The sequence below is a fragment of the Variovorax sp. 38R genome, from assembly GCF_014843395.1.
In the GTDB taxonomy this organism is placed as follows: Bacteria; Pseudomonadota; Gammaproteobacteria; order Burkholderiales; family Burkholderiaceae_C; genus Variovorax; species Variovorax paradoxus_H.
In genome coordinates, this window is the sequence record NZ_CP062121.1 from 800,628 (window position 1) to 822,743 (window position 22,116).

17 protein-coding genes are annotated in these 22,116 nt (G+C 67.4%); 12 read left to right on the top strand and 5 right to left on the bottom strand.

The genetic code is table 11. The features are described from left to right. Positions 1-56 precede the first annotated feature (56 nt). The 10 genes from IG196_RS03555 (at position 57) to IG196_RS03600 (ending at position 12,616) form a co-directional block, all read left to right on the top strand. Complete coding sequence (locus tag IG196_RS03555) at positions 57-1,511, top strand: aldehyde dehydrogenase family protein (protein WP_192195052.1); 1,455 nt, start codon at positions 57-59, stop codon at positions 1,509-1,511. A 61-nt stretch (positions 1,512-1,572) separates the two neighbouring features. Next, positions 1,573-2,538, top strand: coding sequence for an ABC transporter substrate-binding protein (locus tag IG196_RS03560; RefSeq protein WP_192195053.1), 966 nt, complete (start codon positions 1,573-1,575; stop codon positions 2,536-2,538). Positions 2,539-2,550: 12 nt separating this feature from the next. Then, positions 2,551-3,621 carry a multiple monosaccharide ABC transporter substrate-binding protein gene (gene chvE, locus IG196_RS03565; RefSeq protein WP_101491107.1) on the top strand — a complete coding sequence of 357 codons (1,071 nt, stop codon included), beginning with the start codon at positions 2,551-2,553 and terminating at the stop codon, positions 3,619-3,621. A gap of 29 nt (positions 3,622-3,650) precedes the next feature. Beyond that, positions 3,651-5,177, top strand: coding sequence for a multiple monosaccharide ABC transporter ATP-binding protein (gene mmsA / locus IG196_RS03570; RefSeq protein WP_192196908.1), 1,527 nt, complete (start codon positions 3,651-3,653; stop codon positions 5,175-5,177). Next, positions 5,164-6,369, top strand: coding sequence for a multiple monosaccharide ABC transporter permease (gene mmsB / locus IG196_RS03575; RefSeq protein ID WP_192195054.1), 1,206 nt, complete (start codon positions 5,164-5,166; stop codon positions 6,367-6,369). Before mmsA ends, mmsB begins: the two co-directional genes overlap by 14 nt. Positions 6,370-6,373: 4 nt before the next feature. Further along, positions 6,374-7,894, top strand: a complete 1,521-nt coding sequence (locus IG196_RS03580; RefSeq protein WP_192195055.1) for a sugar ABC transporter ATP-binding protein — start codon at positions 6,374-6,376, stop codon at positions 7,892-7,894. After that, complete coding sequence (locus tag IG196_RS03585; RefSeq protein WP_192195056.1) at positions 7,891-8,925, top strand: ABC transporter permease; 1,035 nt, start codon at positions 7,891-7,893, stop codon at positions 8,923-8,925. Before IG196_RS03580 ends, IG196_RS03585 begins: the two co-directional genes overlap by 4 nt. Further along, positions 8,922-9,944, top strand: a complete 1,023-nt coding sequence (gene yjfF / locus IG196_RS03590) for a galactofuranose ABC transporter, permease protein YjfF (RefSeq protein ID WP_192195057.1) — start codon at positions 8,922-8,924, stop codon at positions 9,942-9,944. The genes IG196_RS03585 and yjfF overlap by 4 nt, the downstream gene beginning before the upstream one ends. Positions 9,945-9,954: 10 nt before the next feature. Continuing rightward, positions 9,955-11,691, top strand: coding sequence for an IlvD/Edd family dehydratase (locus IG196_RS03595; RefSeq protein WP_192195058.1), 1,737 nt, complete (start codon positions 9,955-9,957; stop codon positions 11,689-11,691). A 7-nt stretch (positions 11,692-11,698) separates the two neighbouring features. Then, positions 11,699-12,616: a dihydrodipicolinate synthase family protein gene (locus IG196_RS03600; RefSeq protein WP_192195059.1), complete on the top strand. Its 918-nt coding sequence runs from the start codon at positions 11,699-11,701 to the stop codon at positions 12,614-12,616. A 46-nt stretch (positions 12,617-12,662) separates the two neighbouring features. Here IG196_RS03600 and IG196_RS03605 read toward each other — a convergent pair whose 3' ends face one another. The 5 genes from IG196_RS03605 to cphA (IG196_RS03625) form a co-directional block, all read right to left on the bottom strand. Then, entirely contained in the window at positions 12,663-12,929 is a 267-nt protein-coding gene (locus IG196_RS03605) for a hypothetical protein (RefSeq protein ID WP_192195060.1), read from the bottom strand. Between the two features lie 147 nt (positions 12,930-13,076). Beyond that, complete coding sequence (locus tag IG196_RS03610; RefSeq protein WP_192195061.1) at positions 13,077-13,583, bottom strand: hypothetical protein; 507 nt, start codon at positions 13,581-13,583, stop codon at positions 13,077-13,079. A 49-nt stretch (positions 13,584-13,632) separates the two neighbouring features. After that, positions 13,633-14,049 carry a hypothetical protein gene (locus IG196_RS03615; RefSeq protein ID WP_101491097.1) on the bottom strand — a complete coding sequence of 139 codons (417 nt, stop codon included), beginning with the start codon at positions 14,047-14,049 and terminating at the stop codon, positions 13,633-13,635. A 207-nt stretch (positions 14,050-14,256) separates the two neighbouring features. Then, positions 14,257-16,824, bottom strand: a complete 2,568-nt coding sequence (cphA, locus tag IG196_RS03620) for a cyanophycin synthetase (RefSeq protein WP_192195062.1) — start codon at positions 16,822-16,824, stop codon at positions 14,257-14,259. 87 nt (positions 16,825-16,911) lie between these two features. Continuing rightward, complete coding sequence (cphA, locus tag IG196_RS03625) at positions 16,912-19,158, bottom strand: cyanophycin synthetase (RefSeq protein ID WP_225616915.1); 2,247 nt, start codon at positions 19,156-19,158, stop codon at positions 16,912-16,914. Positions 19,159-19,297: 139 nt separating this feature from the next. Here cphA (IG196_RS03625) and IG196_RS03630 point away from each other — a divergent pair, with 139 nt between their 5' ends. Both IG196_RS03630 and IG196_RS03635 read left to right on the top strand, forming a co-directional pair. Beyond that, positions 19,298-21,586: an ABC transporter ATP-binding protein gene (locus IG196_RS03630; RefSeq protein ID WP_192195064.1), complete on the top strand. Its 2,289-nt coding sequence runs from the start codon at positions 19,298-19,300 to the stop codon at positions 21,584-21,586. Further along, complete coding sequence (locus IG196_RS03635) at positions 21,586-22,068, top strand: DUF1854 domain-containing protein (protein ID WP_192195065.1); 483 nt, start codon at positions 21,586-21,588, stop codon at positions 22,066-22,068. The genes IG196_RS03630 and IG196_RS03635 overlap by 1 nt, the downstream gene beginning before the upstream one ends. The last annotated feature ends 48 nt before the right edge of the window (positions 22,069-22,116 follow it).

The following is a 22,116-nucleotide window of genomic DNA, read 5'->3' on the forward strand; positions in this document are numbered from 1 at the left end:
AATCGTTTCTAGACTTCCGGCCCAGACCCACAACAACAGAGACAAGGCAAGCCACGGTGATCCACGGCGAGCTTCGGCAGAGCGTGCGCCAGTACATCAACGGCCGCTGGGAAACCAGCGCGACCACGGGTGTCAGCGTCAATCCTTCCGACACCAGCGAGGTGGTGGCCGAGTACGCACGTGCCGACCGGCGCCAGGTCGAGCTGGCGATCCGCGCGGCCAACGAGGCCTTCATGCACTGGAGCCACAGCACGCCGCAGCGTCGCGCCGACGTGCTCGACCGCATCGGCGCCGAGCTGCTCGCACGCAAGGACGACCTGGGCCTGCTGCTGGCGCGCGAGGTCGGAAAGACGCTGCCCGAGGCCGTGGCCGAGGTGGCGCGGGCGGGCCAGATCTTCAAGTTCTTCGCAGGCGAAGCCCTGCGCGGCGGCGGTGGCGAGAACGTGGCCTCGGTGCGCGCCGGCGTGCAGGTCGACGTGACGCGCGAACCGGTCGGCGTGGTGGGCCTCATCACGCCGTGGAACACGCCCTTCGCCGTGCCGGCCTCGAAGATTGCCGCGGCGCTGGCGCATGGCAACAGCGTGGTCTTCAAGCCGGCGGAGCTGGTGCCGGCCTGCGGCTGGGCGCTCACCGACATCATCAGCCGCGCGACGCTGCCGGCCGGCGTGTTCAACCTCGTGATGGGCAGCGGGCGCGAAGCCGGCCAGGCGCTGGTCGACAGCGCGCTCGTCGATGCGCTGAGCTTCACCGGCTCGGCCGCCAATGGCGAACGCGTGCTGCAGGCGGCCGCCGCACGGCGCGCCAAGGTGCAGCTGGAGATGGGCGGCAAGAACGCGCTCGTCGTGCTGGCCGATGCCGACCTCGACCGCGCCGTCGACTGCGCGGTGCAGGGCGCCTACTTTTCCAACGGCCAGCGCTGCACGGCATCGAGCCGGCTCATCGTCGAGGCCGCCGTGCACGACGCCTTCGTGGCGAAGCTGCGCCAGCGATTGAAGACGCTCAAGATCGGCCACGCGCTGGAGCGCGACATCGACATCGGCCCCGTGGCCGATGCAGAGCGGCTGGCGCAGAACCTCGCGTGGATCGACGTCGCGCGCGAAGAGGGGGCAGAGCACGTGTGGGGCGGCGACGCACTGCAGCGCGCCACCGCCGGCCACTACATGAGCCCTGCGCTCTTTCTGGCCAGGCCCGAGCACCGCATCGCACGCGAAGAGATCTTCGGGCCGCTGGCCTGCGTGCTGCGCGCCGGCGATTACGACGAGGCGCTTGCGCTGTGCAACGACACGCCCTTCGGCCTGTGCGCGGGCATCTGCACCAACTCGCTGAAGCACGCGATGCATTTCAGACGCCATGCCGTGGTCGGCATGACGATGGTCAATCTGCCGACCGCGGGGGTGGACTTTCATGCGCCCTTCGGCGGCCGCAAGGGGTCGGGCTACGGGCCGCGCGAACAAGGGCGCCACGCCGCGGAGTTCTACACGACGGTCAAGACCGGCTACATGCTGGCCTGACCGGACGGGGTTTCATCGCGTACGACAAACACACCACAGACTCATCAAGAAGGAGACAACCATGACCATGAATCGCCGCACCCTCAACACCGCGCTCGCCGCCGCAGCCCTGGGCAGCCTGCTGCCCGTGTCCGCTTTCGCGCAGAAAAAACTCGTGCTCGGCTTCGCGCAGGTCGGCGCCGAAAGCGAATGGCGCACGGCCAACACCGAGTCGATCAAGTCGTCGGCCAAGGAGGCGGGCATCGAACTGAAGTTCTCCGACGCGCAGCAGAAGCAGGAAAACCAGATCAAGGCCATCCGCTCGTACATCGCGCAGAAGGTCGACGTGATCGCGTTCTCGCCCGTGGTCGAGTCGGGCTGGGAAACCGTGCTGCGCGAAGCCAAGGCCGCCAAGATTCCGGTCGTGCTGACCGACCGCTCCGTGAGCACCAAGGACGACTCGCTCTACGTGACCTTCATGGGCTCCGACTTCACCGAAGAAGGCCGCAAGGCCGGCCGCTGGCTCGTCGAGAAGATGAAGGACCAGAAGGGCGAGGTGAACATCGTCGAGCTGCAGGGCACCGTGGGCTCGGCGCCGGCCATCGACCGCAAGAAGGGCTTCGAGGAAATCATCAAGGCCGACCCGAAGTTCAAGATCACCCGCTCGCAGACCGGCGACTTCACGCGCGCCAAGGGCAAGGAGGTGATGGAAGCCTTCCTCAAGGCCGAGGGCAAGAAGATCAACGTGCTCTACGCGCACAACGACGACATGGCCATCGGCGCGATCCAGGCGATCGAGGAAGCGGGCCTGAAGCCCGCGAAGGACATCACCATCATCTCGATCGACGGGGTGAAGGGCGCCTTCGAAGCCATGATCGCCGGCAAGCTCAACGTGTCGGTGGAATGCAGCCCGCTGCTCGGGCCGCAGCTCATGCAGGCGGTGAAGGACATCAAGGCCGGCAAGCCGCTGCCCAAGCGCATCGTGACCGAAGAGGGCATCTTCCCGATGGAAGTGGCCGCCAAAGAGTTTCCTAATCGCAAGTACTGAGAGCCGACCGACATGAAACGCAACTTCCTCAAAGCCTCGCTCGCGGGCCTCGCCTTTGCCGTCGTCGGCTTCACGCCGATGGCCCATGCGCAGGACAAGGGCCTCATCGCCATCTCGATGCCCACCAAGTCGTCGGCCCGCTGGATCGCCGACGGCGCCAACATGGTCAAGTACTTCAAGGACAAGGGCTACAAGACCGACCTGCAGTACGCCGACGACGACATTCCCAACCAGCTCGCGCAGATCGAGAACATGGTGACCAAGGGCTCGAAGGTGCTGGTCATCGCGGCCATCGACGGCACCACGCTGTCCGACGTGCTGCAGAAGGCCGCTGACAAGGGCGTGAAGGTCATCGCGTACGACCGGCTCATCAAGGGCTCGAAAAACGTCGACTACTACGCCACCTTCGACAACTTCCAGGTCGGTGTGCTGCAGGCGCAATCGATCGAGGCGGCGCTGGGCCTGAAGAGCGGCAAGGGCCCGTTCAACATCGAGCTGTTCGGCGGTTCACCGGACGACAACAACGCCTTCTTCTTCTACAACGGCGCGATGTCGGTGCTCAAGCCCTACATCGACAGCGGCAAGCTGGTGGTGCGCAGCAAGCAGATGGGCATGGACAAGGTCGGCACGCTGCGCTGGGATGGCGCGGTGGCGCAGGCGCGCATGGACAACCTGTTGTCGGCCTACTACACGAAGAACCGCGTCGATGCGGTGCTGTCGCCGTACGACGGCCTGTCGATCGGCATCCTCTCGTCGCTCAAGGGCGTGGGCTACGGCTCGGGTTCGCAGCCGATGCCGGTGGTGTCGGGGCAGGACGCGGAGATTCCGTCGGTCAAGTCGATCCTGCGCAAGGAGCAAAGCTCCACCGTGTTCAAGGACACGCGCGAACTCGCCAAGGTGACGGTGGCCATGGCCGACGCCATGCTCTCGGGCAAGACGCCCGAGGTGAACGACACCAAGACCTACAACAACGGCATCAAGGTCGTGCCCTCGTACCTGCTCAAGCCGGTGAGCGTGGACGGCTCCAACTGGAAGCAGGTGCTGGTGGACAGCGGCTACTACAAGGAAAGCCAGGTCAAGTGAGCCAGGACGGCGAACGCACGATCCTCGAGATGCGCGGGATCACCAAGACGTTTCCCGGGGTGAAGGCCCTGAGCAACGTCAACCTCGCCGTGCGCGCGGGGGAGATCCACGCGGTGGTCGGCGAGAACGGCGCGGGCAAGTCGACGCTCATGAAGGTGCTGAGCGGCGTCTACCCGTGCGACTCGTACACCGGCGAGATTCATTTCGAGGGCGAGCTGCGCCGCTTCAAGACGATTGCCGACAGCGAGAAGCTCGGCATCATCATCATTCACCAGGAGCTGGCGCTGGTGCCGCTGCTCTCGATTGCCGAGAACCTGTTTCTCGGCAACGAGATCGCCACCGGCGGCGTGATCGACTGGTTCGCCGCCTATGCGAAGACACGTGAGCTGCTGGCGAAGGTGGGGCTGAAAGAATTGCCCACCACGCTCGTGACCGACCTGGGCGTGGGCAAGCAGCAGCTGGTGGAAATTGCCAAGGCGCTCGCCAAAGAGGTGAAACTGCTGATCCTCGACGAGCCCACCGCGAGCCTCAACGAGAACGACAGCGATGCACTGCTGATGCTGCTGCTCGAACTGAAGCGGCAGGGCATCGCGTCGATCCTCATCTCGCACAAGCTCAACGAGATCGCCAAGGTGGCCGACGCGATCACCGTGCTGCGCGACGGCGCGACGGTGGAGACGATGGACTGCGCGAAGCAGGCGATCAGCGAAGACCGCATCATCCGCGGCATGGTGGGCCGTGACATGGAACACCGCTACCCGCAGCGCTCGCCGAAGATCGGCGAGACCGTGCTGGAGGTGCGCGACTGGCGCGTGCACCACGCGCTGCATGCCGACCGCGAGCAGATCAAGGGCGTGAACCTGCACGTGCGCCAGGGTGAAATCGTCGGCATCGCGGGCCTCATGGGCGCGGGCCGCACCGAGCTGGCGATGAGCGTGTTCGGAAAGTCGTACGGCCAGCGCATCAGCGGGTCGGTGCTCATGCATGGCAAGCCTGTGGACGTGAGCACCGTGCGCAAGGCCATCGACCACGGCATCGCCTACGTCACCGAAGACCGCAAGGGCCTGGGGCTGGTGCTGGAGGAAGGCATCCGCAAGAACATCAGCCTCGCGAACCTCGATGCGATTTCCGAACGCGCGGTGATCGACGACGGCCGCGAATTCAAGGTGGCCAACGACTACAAGAAGGCGCTGAACATCCGCTGCTCGGGCGTCGAGCAGTTGGTGGTCAACCTGTCGGGCGGCAACCAGCAGAAGGTGGTGCTGAGCAAGTGGCTCTTCACCAAGCCCGAGCTGCTGATATTGGACGAACCCACGCGCGGCATCGACGTGGGCGCCAAGTACGAGATCTACACCATCATCGACCAGCTCGCGAGCGAGGGCAAAGGCATTCTCATGATCTCTTCCGAACTGCCGGAGTTGCTCGGCATGTGCGACCGCATCTACGTGATGAACGAGGGTCGCTTCGTGGCCGAGTTCACGGCGGCCGAGGCGTCGCAGGAACGCATCATGCATGCGATCGTCAGCGCAGGGAGCAGTGTCCATGTCGCCGCCTGAAGCCAACGCGGTGCAGGGCGCCGCCCCCGTGGCAGCGAAGCTCCATGTGGGCTTCCTGAAGAACAACCTGCGCGAGTACGGCATGCTGATCTCGCTGGTCGCGATCATGGTGCTGTTCCAGGTGCTGACCGACGGCACGCTGCTGCGGCCGCTCAACCTCACCAACCTGCTGCTGCAGAACAGCTACGTCGTCATCATGGCGCTGGGCATGCTGCTGGTGATCGTGGCGGGCCACATCGACCTGTCGGTCGGTTCGGTCTGCGGCTTCATCGGCGCGCTCGCAGCGGTGTTGATGGTGGAGTACGAATGGCACTTCGTGCCGACGGCGATCATCAGCATCGCGGCCGGTGCCGTCATCGGTGCGGCGCAGGGCTGGTTCGTCGCTTTCCGCAAGATCCCGTCGTTCATCGTCACGCTCGCGGGCATGCTGGTGTTCAAGGGGCTCACGCTGGCGCTGCTCGCCGGGCAGTCGGTGGGGCCGTTTCCGGTGGAGTTCCAGCGCCTGAGTTCGGGCTTCATTCCCGATCCGCTGGGCGGCGACACCTTGCGCACCACCTCGCTGGTCGTGGGCGCGCTCGCGGCCGCGGCGCTGGTGTTCTTCAAGCTGCGCGGGCGTGCCAAGCTCAAGGCGCATGGCATGGAGCAGGAACCGTACGCCTTCTTCCTCGTGAAGAACCTGTTCTTCGCGGCGATCATTCTTTTCTTCAGCTACCTGCTCTCCACCTACAAGGGCCTGCCCAACGTGCTGATCGTGATGGCGGTGCTGATCGTGGTGTACGACTTCGTCACCAACCGCACCACCATCGGCCGGCGCATCTACGCGCTCGGCGGCAACGAGAAAGCGGCGCGGCTCTCGGGCGTGAAGACGCAACGGCTCGCGTTCCTCACTTTCGTGAACATGGGTGCGCTGGCCGCACTCGCGGGCCTCGTGTTCGCGGCGCGCCTGAACACGGCCACGCCCAAGGCGGGCCTGGGTTTCGAACTCGACGTGATTGCCGCCTGCTTCATCGGCGGCGCCTCGGCTTCGGGCGGCGTGGGCCGCGTGATGGGCGCGGTGATCGGCGCCTTCATCATGGGCGTGATGAACAACGGCATGTCGATCCTGGGGATCGGCATCGACTACCAGCAGGTCATCAAGGGGCTGGTGCTGTTGGCGGCGGTGTTCATCGACGTCTACAACAAGAACAAGTGAACGCATGACCGGCAGCAGCGTCACCCCCGTGCTGGAGCTGCGGGGCATCCACAAGCACTTCAGCGGCATCGCCGTGCTGAACGACGTGCAGCTCAAGCTCTACCCGGGCGAGATCCACGCGCTGATGGGGCAGAACGGCGCGGGCAAGTCCACGCTCATCAAGGTGCTCACGGGCGTGCTGCCGTCGAGCGGCGGCGAGATGTTCCTCGATGGCCAGGCCATCCGGCCCGGCTCGCCGCTGGAGGCGCAGAAGCTCGGCATCAGCACGGTCTACCAGGAGGTGAACCTGTGCCCGAACCTTTCGGTGGCGGAGAACGTGTTTGCGGGGCGCTATCCGCGCTGCGGTGCGCTGCAGGGCTTTCGCATCGACTGGGCGGCTGTGAACCGTCGCGCCGAAGCGCTGCTGGCGCGCATCGGGCTCGATATCGACGTGACGCGCTTGTTGTCGAGCTACTCCGTGGGCGTGCAGCAGATGGTGGCGATCGCGCGGGCACTGGGCGTGTCGTCGAAGGTTCTGATCCTCGATGAGCCGACCTCGAGCCTCGATGACGACGAGGTCGAGAAACTGTTCGAGGTGCTGCGGCGACTGCGCGGCGAAGGGCTGGCGATCGTGTTCGTCACGCACTTTCTCAACCAGGTGTACGCGGTGTCGGACCGCATCACGGTGCTGCGCAATGGTCATTGGGTGGGCGAGTGGAAGGCGGAAGACCTCGGCCCGCAGGCGCTGATCGCGGCGATGCTGGGGCGCGAGCTGGCGGCGCAATCGGCGCGGCCTGCGGCACTGCCTGCGTTCGACGAAGCGGCGCCCGCGCTGCTGCAGTCCGAAGGGTTGGGGCAGGCCGGGCAGTTGCAGGCGACCGACCTGCGCGTGCGGGCCGGCGAAGTGGTCGGCATTGCGGGGCTGTTGGGGGCAGGGCGCACCGAACTTGCGCGGCTGCTGTTCGGGCTCGAATCGCCGGACCGTGGCGTGTTGAAGATCGACGGGCGTTCGGTCAGTTTCTCGAACCCGGCCGATGCGATCCGCGAAGGGCTCGCGCTGTGTCCTGAAGAACGCAAGACCGATGGCATCGTGGCCGAGCTGTCGGTGCGCGAGAACATCGCGCTCGCATTGCAGGCTCGGTTGGGCACGCGGAAATTTCTCTCGCACGCGGAGCAGACCGCGATGGCCGAGCGCTTCGTCGCCTCGCTGGGCATCAAGACGGCAAGCGTTGAAACGCCCATCGGCCTGCTGTCGGGCGGCAACCAGCAGAAGGCCATGATCGCGCGCTGGCTCGCGACCGAGCCGCGCCTGTTGATCCTGGACGAGCCCACGCGCGGCATCGACGTGGCGGCCAAGCAGGAAATCATGGAAGAGATCCTGCGGCTCGCGCGCGCGGGCATGGCGGTGATCTTCATCTCGTCGGAGATGAGCGAGGTGGTGCGCGTCGCGCATCGCATCGTGGTGCTGCGGGATCGCAAGAAGGTGGGCGAACTGCCGGGTGGTTCGACGGAGGATGAGGTGTACGAAATGATTGCTGCCGCATGAACCGCCTCTCGTCCCTCATGAGCCACCGCCTCGCCTGGCCGCTCATCACGCTGCTGCTCCTGCTCGCCATCAACACCGCATTCAACGCGAGCTTCCTGCACCTCGAATGGCGCGACGGCCATCTTTACGGGAGCCTCATCGACATCCTGAACCGCGCGGCGCCGCTCGTGCTGGTCTCGCTCGGCATGACGCTGGTGATCGCCACGCGCGGCATCGACATCTCGGTGGGCGCGGTGGTCGCCATCGCGGCGGCGGTCGCGGCCTGGATGATCGGCGGCTCGGTGTCCAGCGACGTGAGCCGCTTCCCGATGCCGCTCGCGATCCTCGCGGCCATCGCGGTCGCCTTGCTGTGCGGCCTGTGGAACGGCCTGCTGGTCGCCAAGGTCGGCATGCAGCCGATCATCGCGACGCTGATCCTCATGGTGGCGGGCCGCGGCATCGCGCAGCTGATTGCCGACGGGCAGATCATCACGATCTACTACAAGCCCTTCTTCTTCCTCGGCAGCGGCTACCTGCTGGGGCTGCCGTTCTCGCTGTTCATCGTGGCGGCGGTGTTCGTGCTGCTGTACCTGGCGATCACGCGCACGGCGCTCGGCCTGTTCATTCAGGCGGTGGGCATCAACCCGACCGCAGCGCGCGTGGCGGGTATCCAGTCGCGGCGGCTCGTTGTCGGTGCGTATGCGTTCTGCGGTGCGTGCGCGGGCGTGGCGGGCCTGTTGATCAGCTCGAACGTGAAGAGCGCGGACGGCAACAACGCGGGGCAGTTGCTGGAGCTCGACGCGATCCTCGCGGTCACGCTCGGCGGCACGGCGCTCACGGGCGGGCGCTTCAGCCTCGTGGGCAGCGTGATCGGTGCGCTCATCATCCAGACGCTGACCTACGCGATCTATTCGCTGGGCGTGCCGCCGGAGATCAACCTCGTGGTGAAGGCGGTGGTGGTGTTCGTGGTGATGCTGATGCAGTCGCCGGAGTTCAGGGCGGAAGTTCGCACGCTGGTGCAGCGGCCGGTGCATGACGGGGGCAGGGCATGAGCGCTGTGATCGACGCGGCACCTTCACCTCAACCCACTCCCGCGCGTGGGAGCAGGGCAAGGCTCAATCCGAAGTACCTGCCGCTCACCGCGACGATCTCGCTGTTCATACTGATGGCGACGCTGGGCTCGGTGTTCTACGACGGCTTCTTCTCGGCGCAGGTGTTCCTCAACCTGCTGATCGACAACGCCTTCCTCATCGTGGTCGCGGTCGGCATGACCTTCGTGATTCTCTCGGGCGGCATCGACCTGTCGGTGGGCTCGGTGATTGCGCTCACGACGATGGTGTCGGCGTCGCTGGTCGAGAAGCACGGATGGAGCCCGGCCATCGTGATTCCGCTGGTGCTCGCGATGGGCACGGCGTTCGGCGCGTTCATGGGCCTGCTCATCGAGCGCTTCCGGCTGCAGCCCTTCATCGTCACGCTCGCGGGCATGTTCCTCGCGCGGGGGCTGTGCTACCTCATCAGCATCGACTCGATCAGCATCACGAACGCGTTCTACTCCGAGGTTTCGCAGGTCCGCATTCCCATCTGGGGCGAGGCCTCGGTGTCGATCAGCGCGGTGATCGCCATCGCGGTACTGCTGGCCGCGGTGTTCATCGCGCACTGCACGCCCTTCGGGCGCGCGGTGTACGCCATCGGCGGCAGCGAGCATTCGGCGATGCTGATGGGCCTGCCGGTGCGCCGCACGCTCGTGGGCGTGTACACGCTCTCGGGTTTCTGCTCGGCGCTGGCGGGCGTGATCTTCACTTTCTACATGCTCTCGGGCTACGGCCTGCACGCGGTCGGGCTGGAGCTCGACGCCATCGCGGCCGTGGTGATCGGCGGCACGCTGCTCACGGGCGGCGTGGGCTATGTGACGGGCACGCTCTTCGGCGTGCTGATGCTCGGAATCATCCAGACGCTGATTTCCTTCGACGGCACGCTGAGCTCGTGGTGGACGCGCATCGTGGTCGGCGCGCTGCTCTTCGTGTTCTGCCTGCTCCAACGCTTCTTCACCTTGCGCGCCCCGCGCCGCTGACCACTTCCCCATGACAAAGAAATTGCGCTCGACCGAATGGTTCGGCTCCGCCGACAAGAACGGCTTCATGTACCGCAGCTGGATGAAGAACCAGGGCATCCCCGACCACGAGTTCGACGGCCGGCCGATCGTCGGCATCTGCAACACCTGGTCGGAGCTCACGCCGTGCAACGCGCACTTCCGCAAGATCGCCGAGCACGTGAAGCGCGGCATCTCGGAGGCGGGCGGCTTCCCGGTCGAGTTCCCGGTGTTCTCGAACGGCGAGTCGAACCTGCGGCCCACCGCGATGCTCACGCGCAACCTCGCGAGCATGGACGTGGAAGAAGCGATCCGCGGCAACCCGGTCGATGCGGTGGTGCTGCTCACGGGCTGCGACAAGACCACGCCCGCGCTGCTGATGGGCGCGGCCAGCTGCGACATCCCGGCCATCGTCGTCACGGGCGGCCCGATGCTCAACGGCAAGCTCGATGGCAAGAACATCGGTTCGGGCACGGCCGTGTGGCAGCTGCACGAATCGCTGAAGGCGGGCGAAATCGACCTGCACCAGTTCCTCTCGGCCGAAGGCGGCATGTCGCGCTCGGCGGGCACCTGCAACACGATGGGCACGGCCTCGACCATGGCCTGCATGGCCGAAGCGCTGGGCACCTCGCTGCCGCACAACGCGGCGATTCCGGCGGTCGATGCGCGGCGCTATGTGCTGGCGCAGATGTCGGGCATGCGCGCGGTGCAGATGGCCAAGGAAGGGCTCACGCTGTCGAAGATCCTCACGCGCGAGGCCTTCGAGAACGCCATTCGCGTGAACGCGGCCATCGGCGGATCGACCAATGCGGTGATCCACCTGAAGGCGATTGCGGGGCGCATCGGCGTCGAGCTGGAGCTGGAAGACTGGACGCGTATCGGCAGCAACACGCCAACGATCGTCGACCTCATGCCCTCGGGCCGCTTCCTCATGGAAGAGTTTTACTACGCGGGTGGTCTGCCTGCCGTGCTGCGCCGCCTCGGCGAGAACGGCCTGCTGCCGCACCCCGATGCGCTCACCGTCAACGGCCGGTCGATCTGGGACAACGTGCGCGACGCGCCGAGTCTCGACGACGAGGTGATCCGCCCGCTCGACAAGCCGCTGATCGCCGATGGCGGCATCCGCATCCTGCGTGGCAACCTCTCGCCGCGCGGTGCGGTGCTCAAGCCCTCGGCCGCCACGCCCGAGCTGCTCAAGCACCGCGGCCGCGCCGTGGTGTTCGAGAACCTGGAGCACTATAAGGCACGCATCGTCGATGAAGACCTCGACATCGACGCGAGCTGCGTGATGGTGCTCAAGAACTGCGGCCCCAAGGGCTACCCCGGCATGGCCGAGGTCGGCAACATGGGCCTGCCGCCCAAGCTGCTGCGCCAGGGCGTGAAGGACATGGTGCGCATCTCGGACGCACGCATGAGCGGCACGGCCTATGGCACGGTGGTGCTGCACGTCGCACCCGAAGCGGCCGATGGCGGGCCGCTCGCGGCGGTGCGCGACGGCGACTGGATCGAGCTCGACTGCGATGCGGGGCGATTGCACCTCGACATCAGCGACGAAGAACTCGCATCGCGCCTCGCGTCGTTGTCCGCCTCCGATGCGCAGCCCATGAGCACGCGCGGCGGCGGCTACCAGAAGCTCTACGTGAACCACGTGCTGCAGGCCGATGAAGGCTGCGACTTCGATTTCCTGGTCGGCTGCAGAGGCTCGGCCGTTCCCCGCCACTCCCATTGATCTCACCATGACCCCCCGATACCGCGGCATCTTCCCGGTGGTGCCCACCACCTTCACCGAACAGGGCGCGCTCGACCTCGAGAGCCAGAAGCGCTGCGTCGATTTCATGATCGACGCGGGCTCCGACGGGCTGTGCATCCTTGCGAATTTCTCCGAGCAGTTCGTGCTGTCCGACGAGGAGCGCGAGGTGCTCACGCGCACCATCCTCGAACACGTGAAGGGCCGCGTGCCGGTGATCGTGACCACCACGCACTACAGCACCCAGGTCTGCGCCGAGCGCAGCCGCCGCGCGCAGGACATGGGCGCGGCGATGCTGATGGTGATGCCGCCGTACCACGGCGCGACCTTCCGCGTGCCCGAGCCTCAGATCCATGAGTTCTACGCGCGGCTGTCCGATGCGGTGACGATTCCGATCATGGTCCAGGACGCGCCCGCGAGCGGCACGGTGCTGTCGGCGCCGTTCCTCGCGCGCATGGCGCAAGAGATCGAGCAGGTCGCGTACTTCAAGATCGAAACCGCCGGTGCGGCGTCGAAGCTGCGCGAGTTGATCCGCCTGGGCGGTGATGCCATCGAAGGGCCGTGGGACGGCGAAGAGGCCATCACGCTGATGCCTGATCTCGATGCCGGTGCGACCGGTTCGATGACCGGTGGTGGTTATCCCGACGGCATCCGCCCGATCATCGAAGCGCACCGCGCGGGCGACCGCGACAAGGCCTTCGCGCTCTACCAGCAGTGGTTGCCGCTCATCAACTACGAGAATCGGCAGGCGGGCCTGCTGGCCTGCAAGTCGCTCATGAAGGAGGGCGGCGTGATCGCTTGCGAGGCGCCGCGGCATCCGCTGCCCGCGCTGCATCCCGAGACGCGCGCCGGCCTCATCGAGACCGCGAAGCGGCTCGATCCGTTGGTGCTGCGTTGGGGGAAGTGAGAAAGAAAAAAGGCGGGCCCGGGTGCCAGGCCGCCATGGGACGGGCTCAGGGAGCGGGGTTGCCCGCTTCGAGCTCGGTGACTTGCAGCGAGAGATCGAACAGCTTGGACTTGCTGGCGTAGTAGCGGTCCAGGCGCCACTCCTTGAGGATGTCCATCGCGAGTTCGAAGCTCTTGTAGTCGAGGCTGTAGAGCGTGATCAGCTCGAAGCTGCGTTCGGATTCGAGCGCCAGCACCAGCTGGGCAAGGATCTTGGCCGATTCGTTGGCCGGGTCCGTTTCGATGAATCGGCGAGCGACCTTGATGGCATTCATGGGAAAGTGTTCCTCGGTTGGCAGGGACCGGGAACTATAGCTAGCACATGCCTTTATTTTGTGACCGTTTCATGACAAACGAGGGCATCGCCACGGGAGCGCCCGTCGGTGTTATCACCGAGACGCTCCCGGGTGATGCGCATCGGGTCACTGCACCGGCATCGGTGCCGGGCGCGGCATGGGCCTCGGCATGGGCATGGGCATCGGTTCCGCAGGCATGGGGGCCGGCATCGGCGCGACCATCGGCGGCGGCAGTGAAGTGGCGGGTATGTTCACCACGCGGGTCGAGACCGACTCGCGGATCACACCGCCGCCCATCACGCTGCCATCGACATTGCTGCGGATGTTGCCCTCGCTGCCCAGCACGCGTGCTTCGCAGTCGGCGCGCTCGGCCGGCGGCTGCAGGCCGCAGCGGGCCACGGCGTTGGCGCGGTAGTCGGGCGCAGAGGTGAGGCCGCCGCGTGCCGCGGCCTGGCGTGCGGCACCGGCTTCGCGGATGCAGGCGGCGCGGTCCTGCTGGTTGTGGCCGCAGACGGACACTTCCTGCTGGTAGGTGCTGCCGCCGTCGCCACGGGCGGCCGTGGCGATGGTGGTGGTGGCCAGCCCGCTGAGTGCGAGCAGGGCGAAGATCATCGAACGCGCATTGTTTGGCATGGTGTGCTCCTTGTCTGGCGTATCGGGGTGAAGGCCGGCCTTGTTTCGATCAACGCACCGGCTGCACGGGCTGTGGCGGCAGCGGGGTGACGGTTTCGCGGATCACGCCGCCGCCCATCACGCTGCCTTCGGTGGAGGTGCGCGCACCGCCGCGGATGCGTGCTTCGCAATCGGCCCGGTCGGCCACGGGTTGTTCGCGGCAGCGTGCGAGCGCGTTGGCGTCTTCGCGCACCGCATCGGGTGTGGTCAGGCCGTGGCGTCCGGCTTCCTGGCGCGCAGCGCCGGCTTCGCGCAGGCAGGCCGCGCGGTCCTGTTGCACGCCGTCACAGGTGGCGCGCTCCTTCTGCATGCGGGCATCGCTGCCGGGCGCCTGGGCCGAAGCCAGCGGCGCACCGGCCATGAAGAAGCCGCCGACTGCCACGAGGGCAGCCGTCGAGAGCGTGGAACGGAAGGTGTGGATCGTCATCGGGGCTCCTGAAGCGGCGCGCCGTGCGAACAGAGAACAGAAACCAAAAGAACGCAGGGCGCGACCGGTGTCCCAGTGTGGGCCGGCCGGTGGCGCGGGGCTGTGGGACAAGCCGCACGCCGTGGAGCGGGCCGGACGCGCCCCTGCGTGTGGGACACGTCCGTCAGCGCAAGGAGGGCGTGCCTCCTGCGCTGCGGTGCGAGGGGATCAGCCCTGCGCGATGCGCTGCGCGAGGTGGGCCAGCGCCTCTTCGACCTGGTCGACGAGGATCAGCGACAGGTCGCCCGGCTGCAGCCGCGCGAGCGCGGTGTCGATGGCGACGAACTCGCCGCGAATCTCGTCGATCTGGCGTGTGCGCGACGCGCCCTGCAGGCCCTGGCGCAGCAGCGCCATCACCTCGCCGTCGGCACGGCCGCGCTGCGCCGCGTCCTGGTACAGGATCACGTCGTCGAAGGCCTGGCCGAGGATCGCGGTCTGGTCGCGAATATCCGAATCGCGCCGGTCGCCCGCGCCGCTGATGACCACCGAGCGCTTGTTGGCGGGCATGGTGTCCACGGCCGACACCAGCGCCTTCATGGCATCGGTGTTGTGGCCGTAGTCGGCGATCACGGTGGCGCCGCGGTAGTCCATGACGTTGAAGCGCCCGGGCACGCCGGCCGCGTCGTTCATGAAGCTCGACAGGCCGCTGCGGATGGTGTCCCAGTCCAGGCCCACGGCCCACGCGGCGCCCACTGAGGCCATCACGTTGTCGACCTGGAAGCCGATGGTGCCGCCGCGCGTGATCGGCACGTCGCGCAGCGCGATGCGTTCGCGCCACGAGCCTTCGGCGGCCACCAGCGTGTCCTGGTCGACGTACACGGTGCGCTTGCCTTGTGCGCGGTGCGTGGCCATCACCGGGTGCATGCGGTCGGCGGTGAAGAAGATCACGTGGCCGGGGCAGCCGGCCGCCATGGCGGCGACGTTCACGTCGGCTGCGTTGAGCACCGCGTAGCCGTCGGCGGCCACGTTGCGCACGATCACGCGCTTGAGCACCGCCAGGTCTTCCACCGTGGTGATGTAGTTCAGGCCCAGGTGGTCGCCGCTGCCGATGTTGGTGACCACGGCCACCTCGCAGCGGTCGAAGCCCAGGCCCTCGCGCAGCACGCCGCCGCGGGCCACTTCGAACACGGCCGCATCGACGTCGGGGTGCATCAGCACGTTGCGTGCGCTCTTGGGGCCGCTGCAGTCGCCGCTGTCGGTCTGGCGGCCGTTGACGTACACGCCGTCGGTGTTCGTCATGCCGGTGCGCAGGCCGCTGGAGGCAATGATGTGGTTGATCAGGCGCGCGGTGGTGGTCTTGCCGTTGGTGCCGGTGACGGCCACCACGGGAATGCGGCCGTCGTCGCCGGGCGCGAACAGCGTGTCCATCACCGCTTCGCCGACCGCGCGGCCGCGACCGAACGAGGGCGAGATGTGCATGCGCAGGCCGGGCGCGGCGTTCACTTCGACCACGCCGCCGTGCTGTTCTTCGAGCGGGCGCAGCACGTTCTCGCAGACCATGTCGACGCCGCAGATGTGCAGGCCGACCATCTGCGCCGCATCGACCGCGCGCGCGGCCACTTCGGGGTGCACGGTGTCGGTCACGTCGGTGGCGGTGCCGCCGGTCGAGAGGTTGGCGTTGTTGCGCAGCACGACGCGCTGGCCCAGCTCGGGCACGCTCTCGGGCGTGAGGCCCTGCGACTCGAGCCGGCCGATGGCGATGTCGTCCAGTCGGATCTTGGTGAGCGAGGTGGCGTGGCCCTCGCCGCGGCGCGGGTCGAGGTTCACGGTGTCGATCAGCTGGCGCACGGTCGAGCTGCCGTCGCCGATGACTTGCGGCGGGTCGCGGCGCGCGGCGGCCACGAGGCGGTCGCCCACCACCAGCAGGCGGAAGTCGAAGCCCGGCAGGAATTTCTCGACCATCACTTCGCCGTACACGGCGGCCGAGTCGTAGGCCGAGGTGAGTTGTTCGCGCGTGGTGATGTTCACCGTCACGCCCTTGCCCTGGTTGCCGTCCTGCGGCTTGACCACGACCGGCAGGCCGATTTCTTCGGCGGCCACCCAGCCGTCGTCGGCGCTGACCACGGGGCGGCCCAGCGGCACCGGCACGCCGGCGGCGTTGAGCAGTTGCTTGGTGAGTTCCTTGTCCTGCGCGATGGCTTCGGCCACACCGCTGGTGCTGTCGATTTCAGCGGCCTGGATGCGGCGCTGCTTGGAGCCCCAGCCGAACTGCACCAGGCTGCCGCTCGTGAGGCGGCGGTACGGAATGCCGCGCGCCACGGCGGCGTCGACGATGGAGCCGGTGCTCGGGCCCAGGCGCTCCGACTCGTCGAGGTCGCGCAGCTCGGTGATGGCGGCGTCGGCATCGAAGGGCGTGTCGGCCAGTGCGGCCTGGATCAGCTCCTCGGCCAGGGCCAGCGCGCGGCGGCCCACGTCTTCCTCGGAGTACTGCACGGTGACCTGGTACACGCCTTCTTCGGTCGTGGGTGCGGTGTTGCCGAAGTTGACGGCGCAGCCGGCCTGGGCCTGCAGCGCCACGGCGGCGTTCTCGAGCACGTGGGCCAGCGCCAGCGGCTGGCCGAGCACCATGGGGTGCAGCTCGCCGATGGTCGGGAAGCGGGCGCGCAGGCGGGCTTCGAACCCGTCGAGCTTGCCGACGGCGTTCTCGTCGCCTTCGCAGGCCACGACGGCCTCGATGGTGGTGTGGCGGCTCCAGAGATTGGGGCCGCGCAGGGCGCGGATGCGGGTGACTTTCATGGGGCTACGGCACGGGGCGCGCGGTTGCAGTGATCTTGCGGAGTGACCTGGGCGCCGGCCCCGCGGGTGGCGGGGCGGCGCATCGGGTCATGCCAGTTGTTGTTGCTGAGGTGAAAGCGGCGAGGTCTGCGACAGCTGCAGCGAGGCCAGGGCCGCCTGCAGGTCGGCTTCGAAGGCCTCGACGCCGGCGCCGATCAGGTTGAGCGGAATGCCCAGGGCCCAGCCAGCGGCCACGGCGGCCAGCAGGCTTTCGAGGCTCACGCCGACGTGGGTCGCGCGCCAGATGGTCAGGCGGCCCAGGCCGGGCAGGAACGATTCGCTCGTGCCGTTGGCCAGCACCACGCGGTCCTGGCGCACCAGCACGGCCTTGCCGCCGGCGGCCTGGTGCGCGGTGAACGCGGCGGCCTGCGGGTCGGTGCCGTAGAGGATGACGGCGCCGTCGCACAGCGGCGCCAGCGCGGCGATGCGCGGCTCGTCGGCGTTCAGCACGGCCGTGCCTTCGGCCAGCACCACGTCGACCTGCGTGCGCAGCACCTTGACCATCTGGTCGCTCTCGGTGATGTCGTAGTCGGCCAGGGCTTCGGAGCCTTCGAGGTCGGTCACGATGCCGACTTCGCAGCGGTCGTAGGCCAGGCCGTCGCGCAGGATGGTTTCGGCGCCGTTTTCGATCACCACGGCCTCGACGGCACGGTTCACGAGCAGGCGGTGGCCGGCGTCCCAGTTGGCGCTGTTGCGTGCGTCGACGCGGCGGCGTTCGAGGAACAGGCCATCGCGGCAGGCCAGGCCGGTGTGGCGCCCGCCGAGGTTGATGAGCCAGGCCACCAGCCGTGCGAGCACGGCGGTGTCGCGCGAACCGGCCACGCCCACCACGGGGATGCGGCCGGGTGCGTCGTTCGGGAACAGGTGGTCGCAGATGGCGCGGCCCACGGGACGCGGCGAGCCGATGGCTGGCTTCAGGTGCATCAGCAGGCCGGGGCCGGCGTTCACCTCGACGATCGCGCCGCCCTGCGGGCCCAGCGGCTTGGAGATGTCCTGCGCGACCATGTCGATGCCGGCGATGTCCAGGCCGACCACGCGGGCGGCGAGCACGGCGGCGTGTGCCACCTCGGGGTGCACGAGGTCGGTGCAGTCGTAGGCCATGTTGCCGTTGCGCTGGATCGTGACCACGCGGCCGGCGGCCGGCACCGAAGTGCCGTCGAGCTCCTGGCGCTTGAGTTCCAGCTGCAGCTTGGCGTCGGTGGCCAGCACGATCACGTCGAGCGGAAACTCTTCTTCGGCGCCGCGGCGCGGGTCGCTGTTGAGCTGCTTGTCGATCAGCCCGGCCACGGTGTTCGTGCCGTCGCCGGTCACGGTGATGATCTCGCCGCGCGCGGCCGCCACCACCTCGCCGCCCACCACCAGCAGGCGGTGTTCGTGGCCGCGGATGAAGCGCTCGACCATCACGTCGCTGCCTTCGGGCTCGGCGACCGCGAAGGCGGCCATGATTTCTTCGCGCGTCGTCAGCTCGAGCGACACGCCGCGGCCATGGTTGGCGTCCGACGGTTTCACGACCACGGGCAGGCCGATGTCTTCGGCGGCTTCCCAGGCTTCTTCGGGCGACTCGACCACCTGGCCGTGCGGCACGGGCACGCCGCAGCTGGCGAGCAGCGACTTGGTCAGTTCCTTGTCGCTGGCAATCGATTCGCCGATGGCGCTGGTGTAGTCGGTTTCCGCGGTCCAGATGCGCTGCTGGTTGGCGCCGTAGCCCAGCTGCACCAGGTTGCCGCTGTTCAGGCGCATGTGCGGAATGCCGCGGTCGGTGGCGGCGGACACGATGGCCGCGGTGCTCGGGCCGAGGTAGCAGTCTTCGACCTTGGCCTTGACCGCCTCGACCGCCGTTTGCACGTCGGCCGCGGTGAACGGGTCGTTGTTGATGGCCGCCATCAGCAGGCGGTGGCCTTCGGTCAGCGCCACGCGGGCGACCTGCTCGTCACGGGCACGGAACACCATGCGGTACACGCCGTGCTCCGAGGTGCTGCGGGTTTGCCCGAAGCCGGTCGGCATGCCGGCCAGGTTCAGCAGTTCGATCACGACGTGCTCCAGCACGTGGCCCGACCAGGTGCCTTCGGTGAGGCGCTGGATGAAGCCACCGCGCTCGCCCACGCCGCAGTGGTGCTCGATGAGCGCCGGCAGCAGGGTGGTCAGCCGGTCGGTGAAACCGTCGATCTTGTTGGAGGGGAAGTCTTCCAGTTGACCCAGGTCGAGCCAGACTTCGAGCACCGGACGGTAGGTCCAGAGGTTGGGACCGCGCAAATAGTTAATGCGCAGCAATTGGATGTCGTCGAAACGGGTCATGCAAACGTTCGATGTGCTTTGGCCGAGCACCACGGCGCCTTCAAGCGCACCCATGGCGATCAGTCAGAATCGGCGCCCGACCAAGGACGCCATGACGCGGTCCCTGCGGCCCGCGACGGGCAAGAGTCAAATAAACACAATGCAACATCACGATCCAGTCGGCGCCCAGGCGGGCGAAACGGAGGCGGTTTCAGGCGTGCTGAAAAGCCGACTCGCAGGCGCTGAAAACGTTTCGGTAACACTTGCGGTTGACCTCGACGACCAACTTCGATTCGCCACGGGCCTTGTCGCCCTGACCGACCAGCGGCTCATCGCCCTGGAACCCGGCGGCGAGTGGCGTGAGTGGCCACTCTCCGATCAGGCCTTGGAAATGCGTCTTTCCGACCATGCCGGCGTCGGAACCCTCGACCTTATCGGGCCCGCCGGACAGCTCGCCCGGTGGCGCTACACGCTCGCCGGCCAGCCGGCGGCGCTCAAGATGCTCAAGTTGTTCGGTCAGCGCGCGGCGCCGGCTGTCACGAAGGCGACAGAAGAGGTGCCCGACGGGCTCGAGGTCGACGGCACCGACACCGAACTGCAAACGCCGCCCTCGACCTGGGTGCTGCTGCGTTTGGGCCGCTTTGCCGGGCCGTACCGCAAGCAGCTGATCCTCGGGTTTGTTCTGACCCTGATTTCCACCGCCGCCACGCTGGTGCCGCCGTACCTGACCATCCCGCTGATGGACGACATCCTGATTCCGTTCCAGAACGGGCAGAAGATCGATTCCGGCCGGGTCGGCCTGTACCTGGGCGGCCTGCTGATTGCCGCGCTGGTCGGCTGGGGGCTGGGCTGGGCGCGCACCTGCCTGCTGGCGCTGGTGTCGGAACGCATCGGCGCCGACCTGCGCACCACCACCTACGAGCACCTGCTGACCCTGCCGCTGGACTACTTCGGCGGCAAGCGCACCGGCGACCTCATGGCGCGCATCGGCTCGGAAACCGACCGCATCAACGTCTTTCTGTCGCTGCACGCGCTCGATTTCGCCAACGACGTGCTGATGATCGTCATGACGGCGGTCATCCTGTTCTCGATCAACCCGCTGCTGGCCGTGGTCACGCTGGTGCCGCTGCCCTTCATCGCTTGGATGATCCACGTCGTGCGCGACCGCCTGCGCACCGGCTTCGAGAAGATCGACCGCGTGTGGTCCGAAGTGACCAACGTGCTGGCCGACACCATTCCCGGCATCCGCGTGGTCAAGGCCTTTGCGCAGGAGCGCCGCGAAGCCGAGCGCTTCCGCGTCGCCAACGCCTACAACCTGCAGGTCAACGACAAGCTCAACCGCACCTGGTCGCTGTTCACGCCGACCGTGTCGCTGCTCACCGAAATCGGCCTGCTCGTGGTCTGGGCCTTCGGCATCTGGCAGGTGGCGCGCGGCCACATCACGGTGGGTGTGCTCACCGCCTTCATCGCCTACATCGGCCGCTTCTACACGCGGCTCGACTCGATGAGCCGCATCGTCTCGGTCACGCAGAAGGCCGCCGCTGGCGCCAAGCGCATCTTCGACATCCTCGACCATGTGAGCAACGTGCCCGAGCCGGCCAACCCGGTGAAGGTGGAGCGCGTGCAGGGCCGCATCGAGATGAGCGGGCTGGGCTTTCGCTACGGCTCGCGCGCCGTGATTCACGACCTCGACCTGACCATCGAGCCCGGCGAAATGATCGGCCTCGTGGGCCACAGCGGCTCGGGCAAGAGCACGCTGGTCAACCTGATCTGCCGCTTCTACGACGTGACCGACGGCGCCATCAAGGTCGACGGCACCGACATCCGCCGCTTCGCCGTGGCCGACTACCGCCGCCACGTCGGGCTGGTGCTGCAGGAGCCGTTTCTGTTCTTCGGCACCATCGCGCAGAACATCGCCTACGGCAAGCCCGACGCCACGCGCGAAGAGGTCGTGGCCGCAGCCCGCGCGGCCCACGCGCACGACTTCATCCTGCGCCTGCCGCATGGCTACGACTCGCTGGTCGGCGAGCGCGGCCAGGGCCTGTCGGGCGGCGAGCGCCAGCGCATCAGCATTGCGCGCGCACTGCTCATCGACCCGCGCATCCTGATCCTCGACGAGGCCACCTCGGCCGTGGACACCGAGACCGAAAAGGAAATCCAGAAGGCGCTCGACAACCTTGTGCAGGGCCGCACCACCATCGCCATCGCGCACCGTTTGTCCACGCTGCGCAAGGCCGACCGCCTCGTGGTCATGGACCGCGGCGAGGTGGTCGAGGTCGGGCCGCACGACGCGCTCATGGCCAAGCAGGGCGCCTACTGGCGCCTGTATCAGGCGCAGTTGCGCCAGGGCGACGAAGACGATGTGAGCGAGGGCGCCGCCGACGAGCGCGCCAACGCCCAGGCGCCGCTGGCCGTGAGCCACGCCGCCCATCCGGCAGGGGACGTGTGATGAGCAGCAACACCAACACCATGAGCTTTGAACTGGCACGCGACACCTTCGGCCGCCTCGTGCTGACCGACGCACAGGGCGAGCGCCATGTGGGCGTGACGCCCGTGCGCGCCTTTCCGCTGAGTGCGCCCAACGAGGGCGTGTCGCTCGTCGGCAGCGAAGGCCGCGAACTCGTGTGGGTCGACCGCGTCGACCAGCTGCCCGCGCCCACGCAGGCGCTGCTGACCGAAGAACTCGCCGTGCGCGACTTTGCGCCGACGCTGCTGAAGCTGCACGGCGTGTCGAGCTTCGGCGTGCCCAGCACCTGGACCGTGAGCACCGACCGCGGCGACACCAGCTTCGTGCTCAAGGCCGAGGAAGACATCCGCCGGCTCGACGGCGGCGCGCTGCTCATCGCGAGCGCGCACGGCGTGCAGTTCCGCATTCCCGATACGAAGGCGCTCGACCGCGCCTCGCGCAAGCTGCTGGAGCGCTTTCTCTAGAAGCCACCGAACAGGGCGGTCAGCAGCCGCATCGATCGGCTGCGAAAA

Bases quoted from the DNA above. Each gene is read 5' to 3' on its own strand.
- IG196_RS03560 (WP_192195053.1), top strand. From the start codon at position 1,573: ATGACCATGAATCGCCGCACCCTCAACACCGCGCTCGCCGCCGCAGCC.
- chvE (WP_101491107.1), top strand. From the start codon at position 2,551: ATGAAACGCAACTTCCTCAAAGCCTCGCTCGCGGGCCTCGCCTTTGCC.
- mmsA (WP_192196908.1), top strand. From the start codon at position 3,651: ATGCGCGGGATCACCAAGACGTTTCCCGGGGTGAAGGCCCTGAGCAAC.
- mmsB (WP_192195054.1), top strand. From the start codon at position 5,164: ATGTCGCCGCCTGAAGCCAACGCGGTGCAGGGCGCCGCCCCCGTGGCA.
- IG196_RS03580 (WP_192195055.1), top strand. From the start codon at position 6,374: ATGACCGGCAGCAGCGTCACCCCCGTGCTGGAGCTGCGGGGCATCCAC.
- IG196_RS03585 (WP_192195056.1), top strand. From the start codon at position 7,891: ATGAACCGCCTCTCGTCCCTCATGAGCCACCGCCTCGCCTGGCCGCTC.
- yjfF (WP_192195057.1), top strand. From the start codon at position 8,922: ATGAGCGCTGTGATCGACGCGGCACCTTCACCTCAACCCACTCCCGCG.
- IG196_RS03595 (WP_192195058.1), top strand. From the start codon at position 9,955: ATGACAAAGAAATTGCGCTCGACCGAATGGTTCGGCTCCGCCGACAAG.
- IG196_RS03600 (WP_192195059.1), top strand. From the start codon at position 11,699: ATGACCCCCCGATACCGCGGCATCTTCCCGGTGGTGCCCACCACCTTC.
- IG196_RS03605 (WP_192195060.1), bottom strand. From the start codon at position 12,929: ATGAATGCCATCAAGGTCGCTCGCCGATTCATCGAAACGGACCCGGCC.
- IG196_RS03610 (WP_192195061.1), bottom strand. From the start codon at position 13,583: ATGCCAAACAATGCGCGTTCGATGATCTTCGCCCTGCTCGCACTCAGC.
- IG196_RS03615 (WP_101491097.1), bottom strand. From the start codon at position 14,049: ATGACGATCCACACCTTCCGTTCCACGCTCTCGACGGCTGCCCTCGTG.
- cphA (WP_192195062.1), bottom strand. From the start codon at position 16,824: ATGAAAGTCACCCGCATCCGCGCCCTGCGCGGCCCCAATCTCTGGAGC.
- cphA (WP_225616915.1), bottom strand. From the start codon at position 19,158: ATGACCCGTTTCGACGACATCCAATTGCTGCGCATTAACTATTTGCGC.
- IG196_RS03630 (WP_192195064.1), top strand. From the start codon at position 19,298: ATGCAACATCACGATCCAGTCGGCGCCCAGGCGGGCGAAACGGAGGCG.
- IG196_RS03635 (WP_192195065.1), top strand. From the start codon at position 21,586: ATGAGCAGCAACACCAACACCATGAGCTTTGAACTGGCACGCGACACC.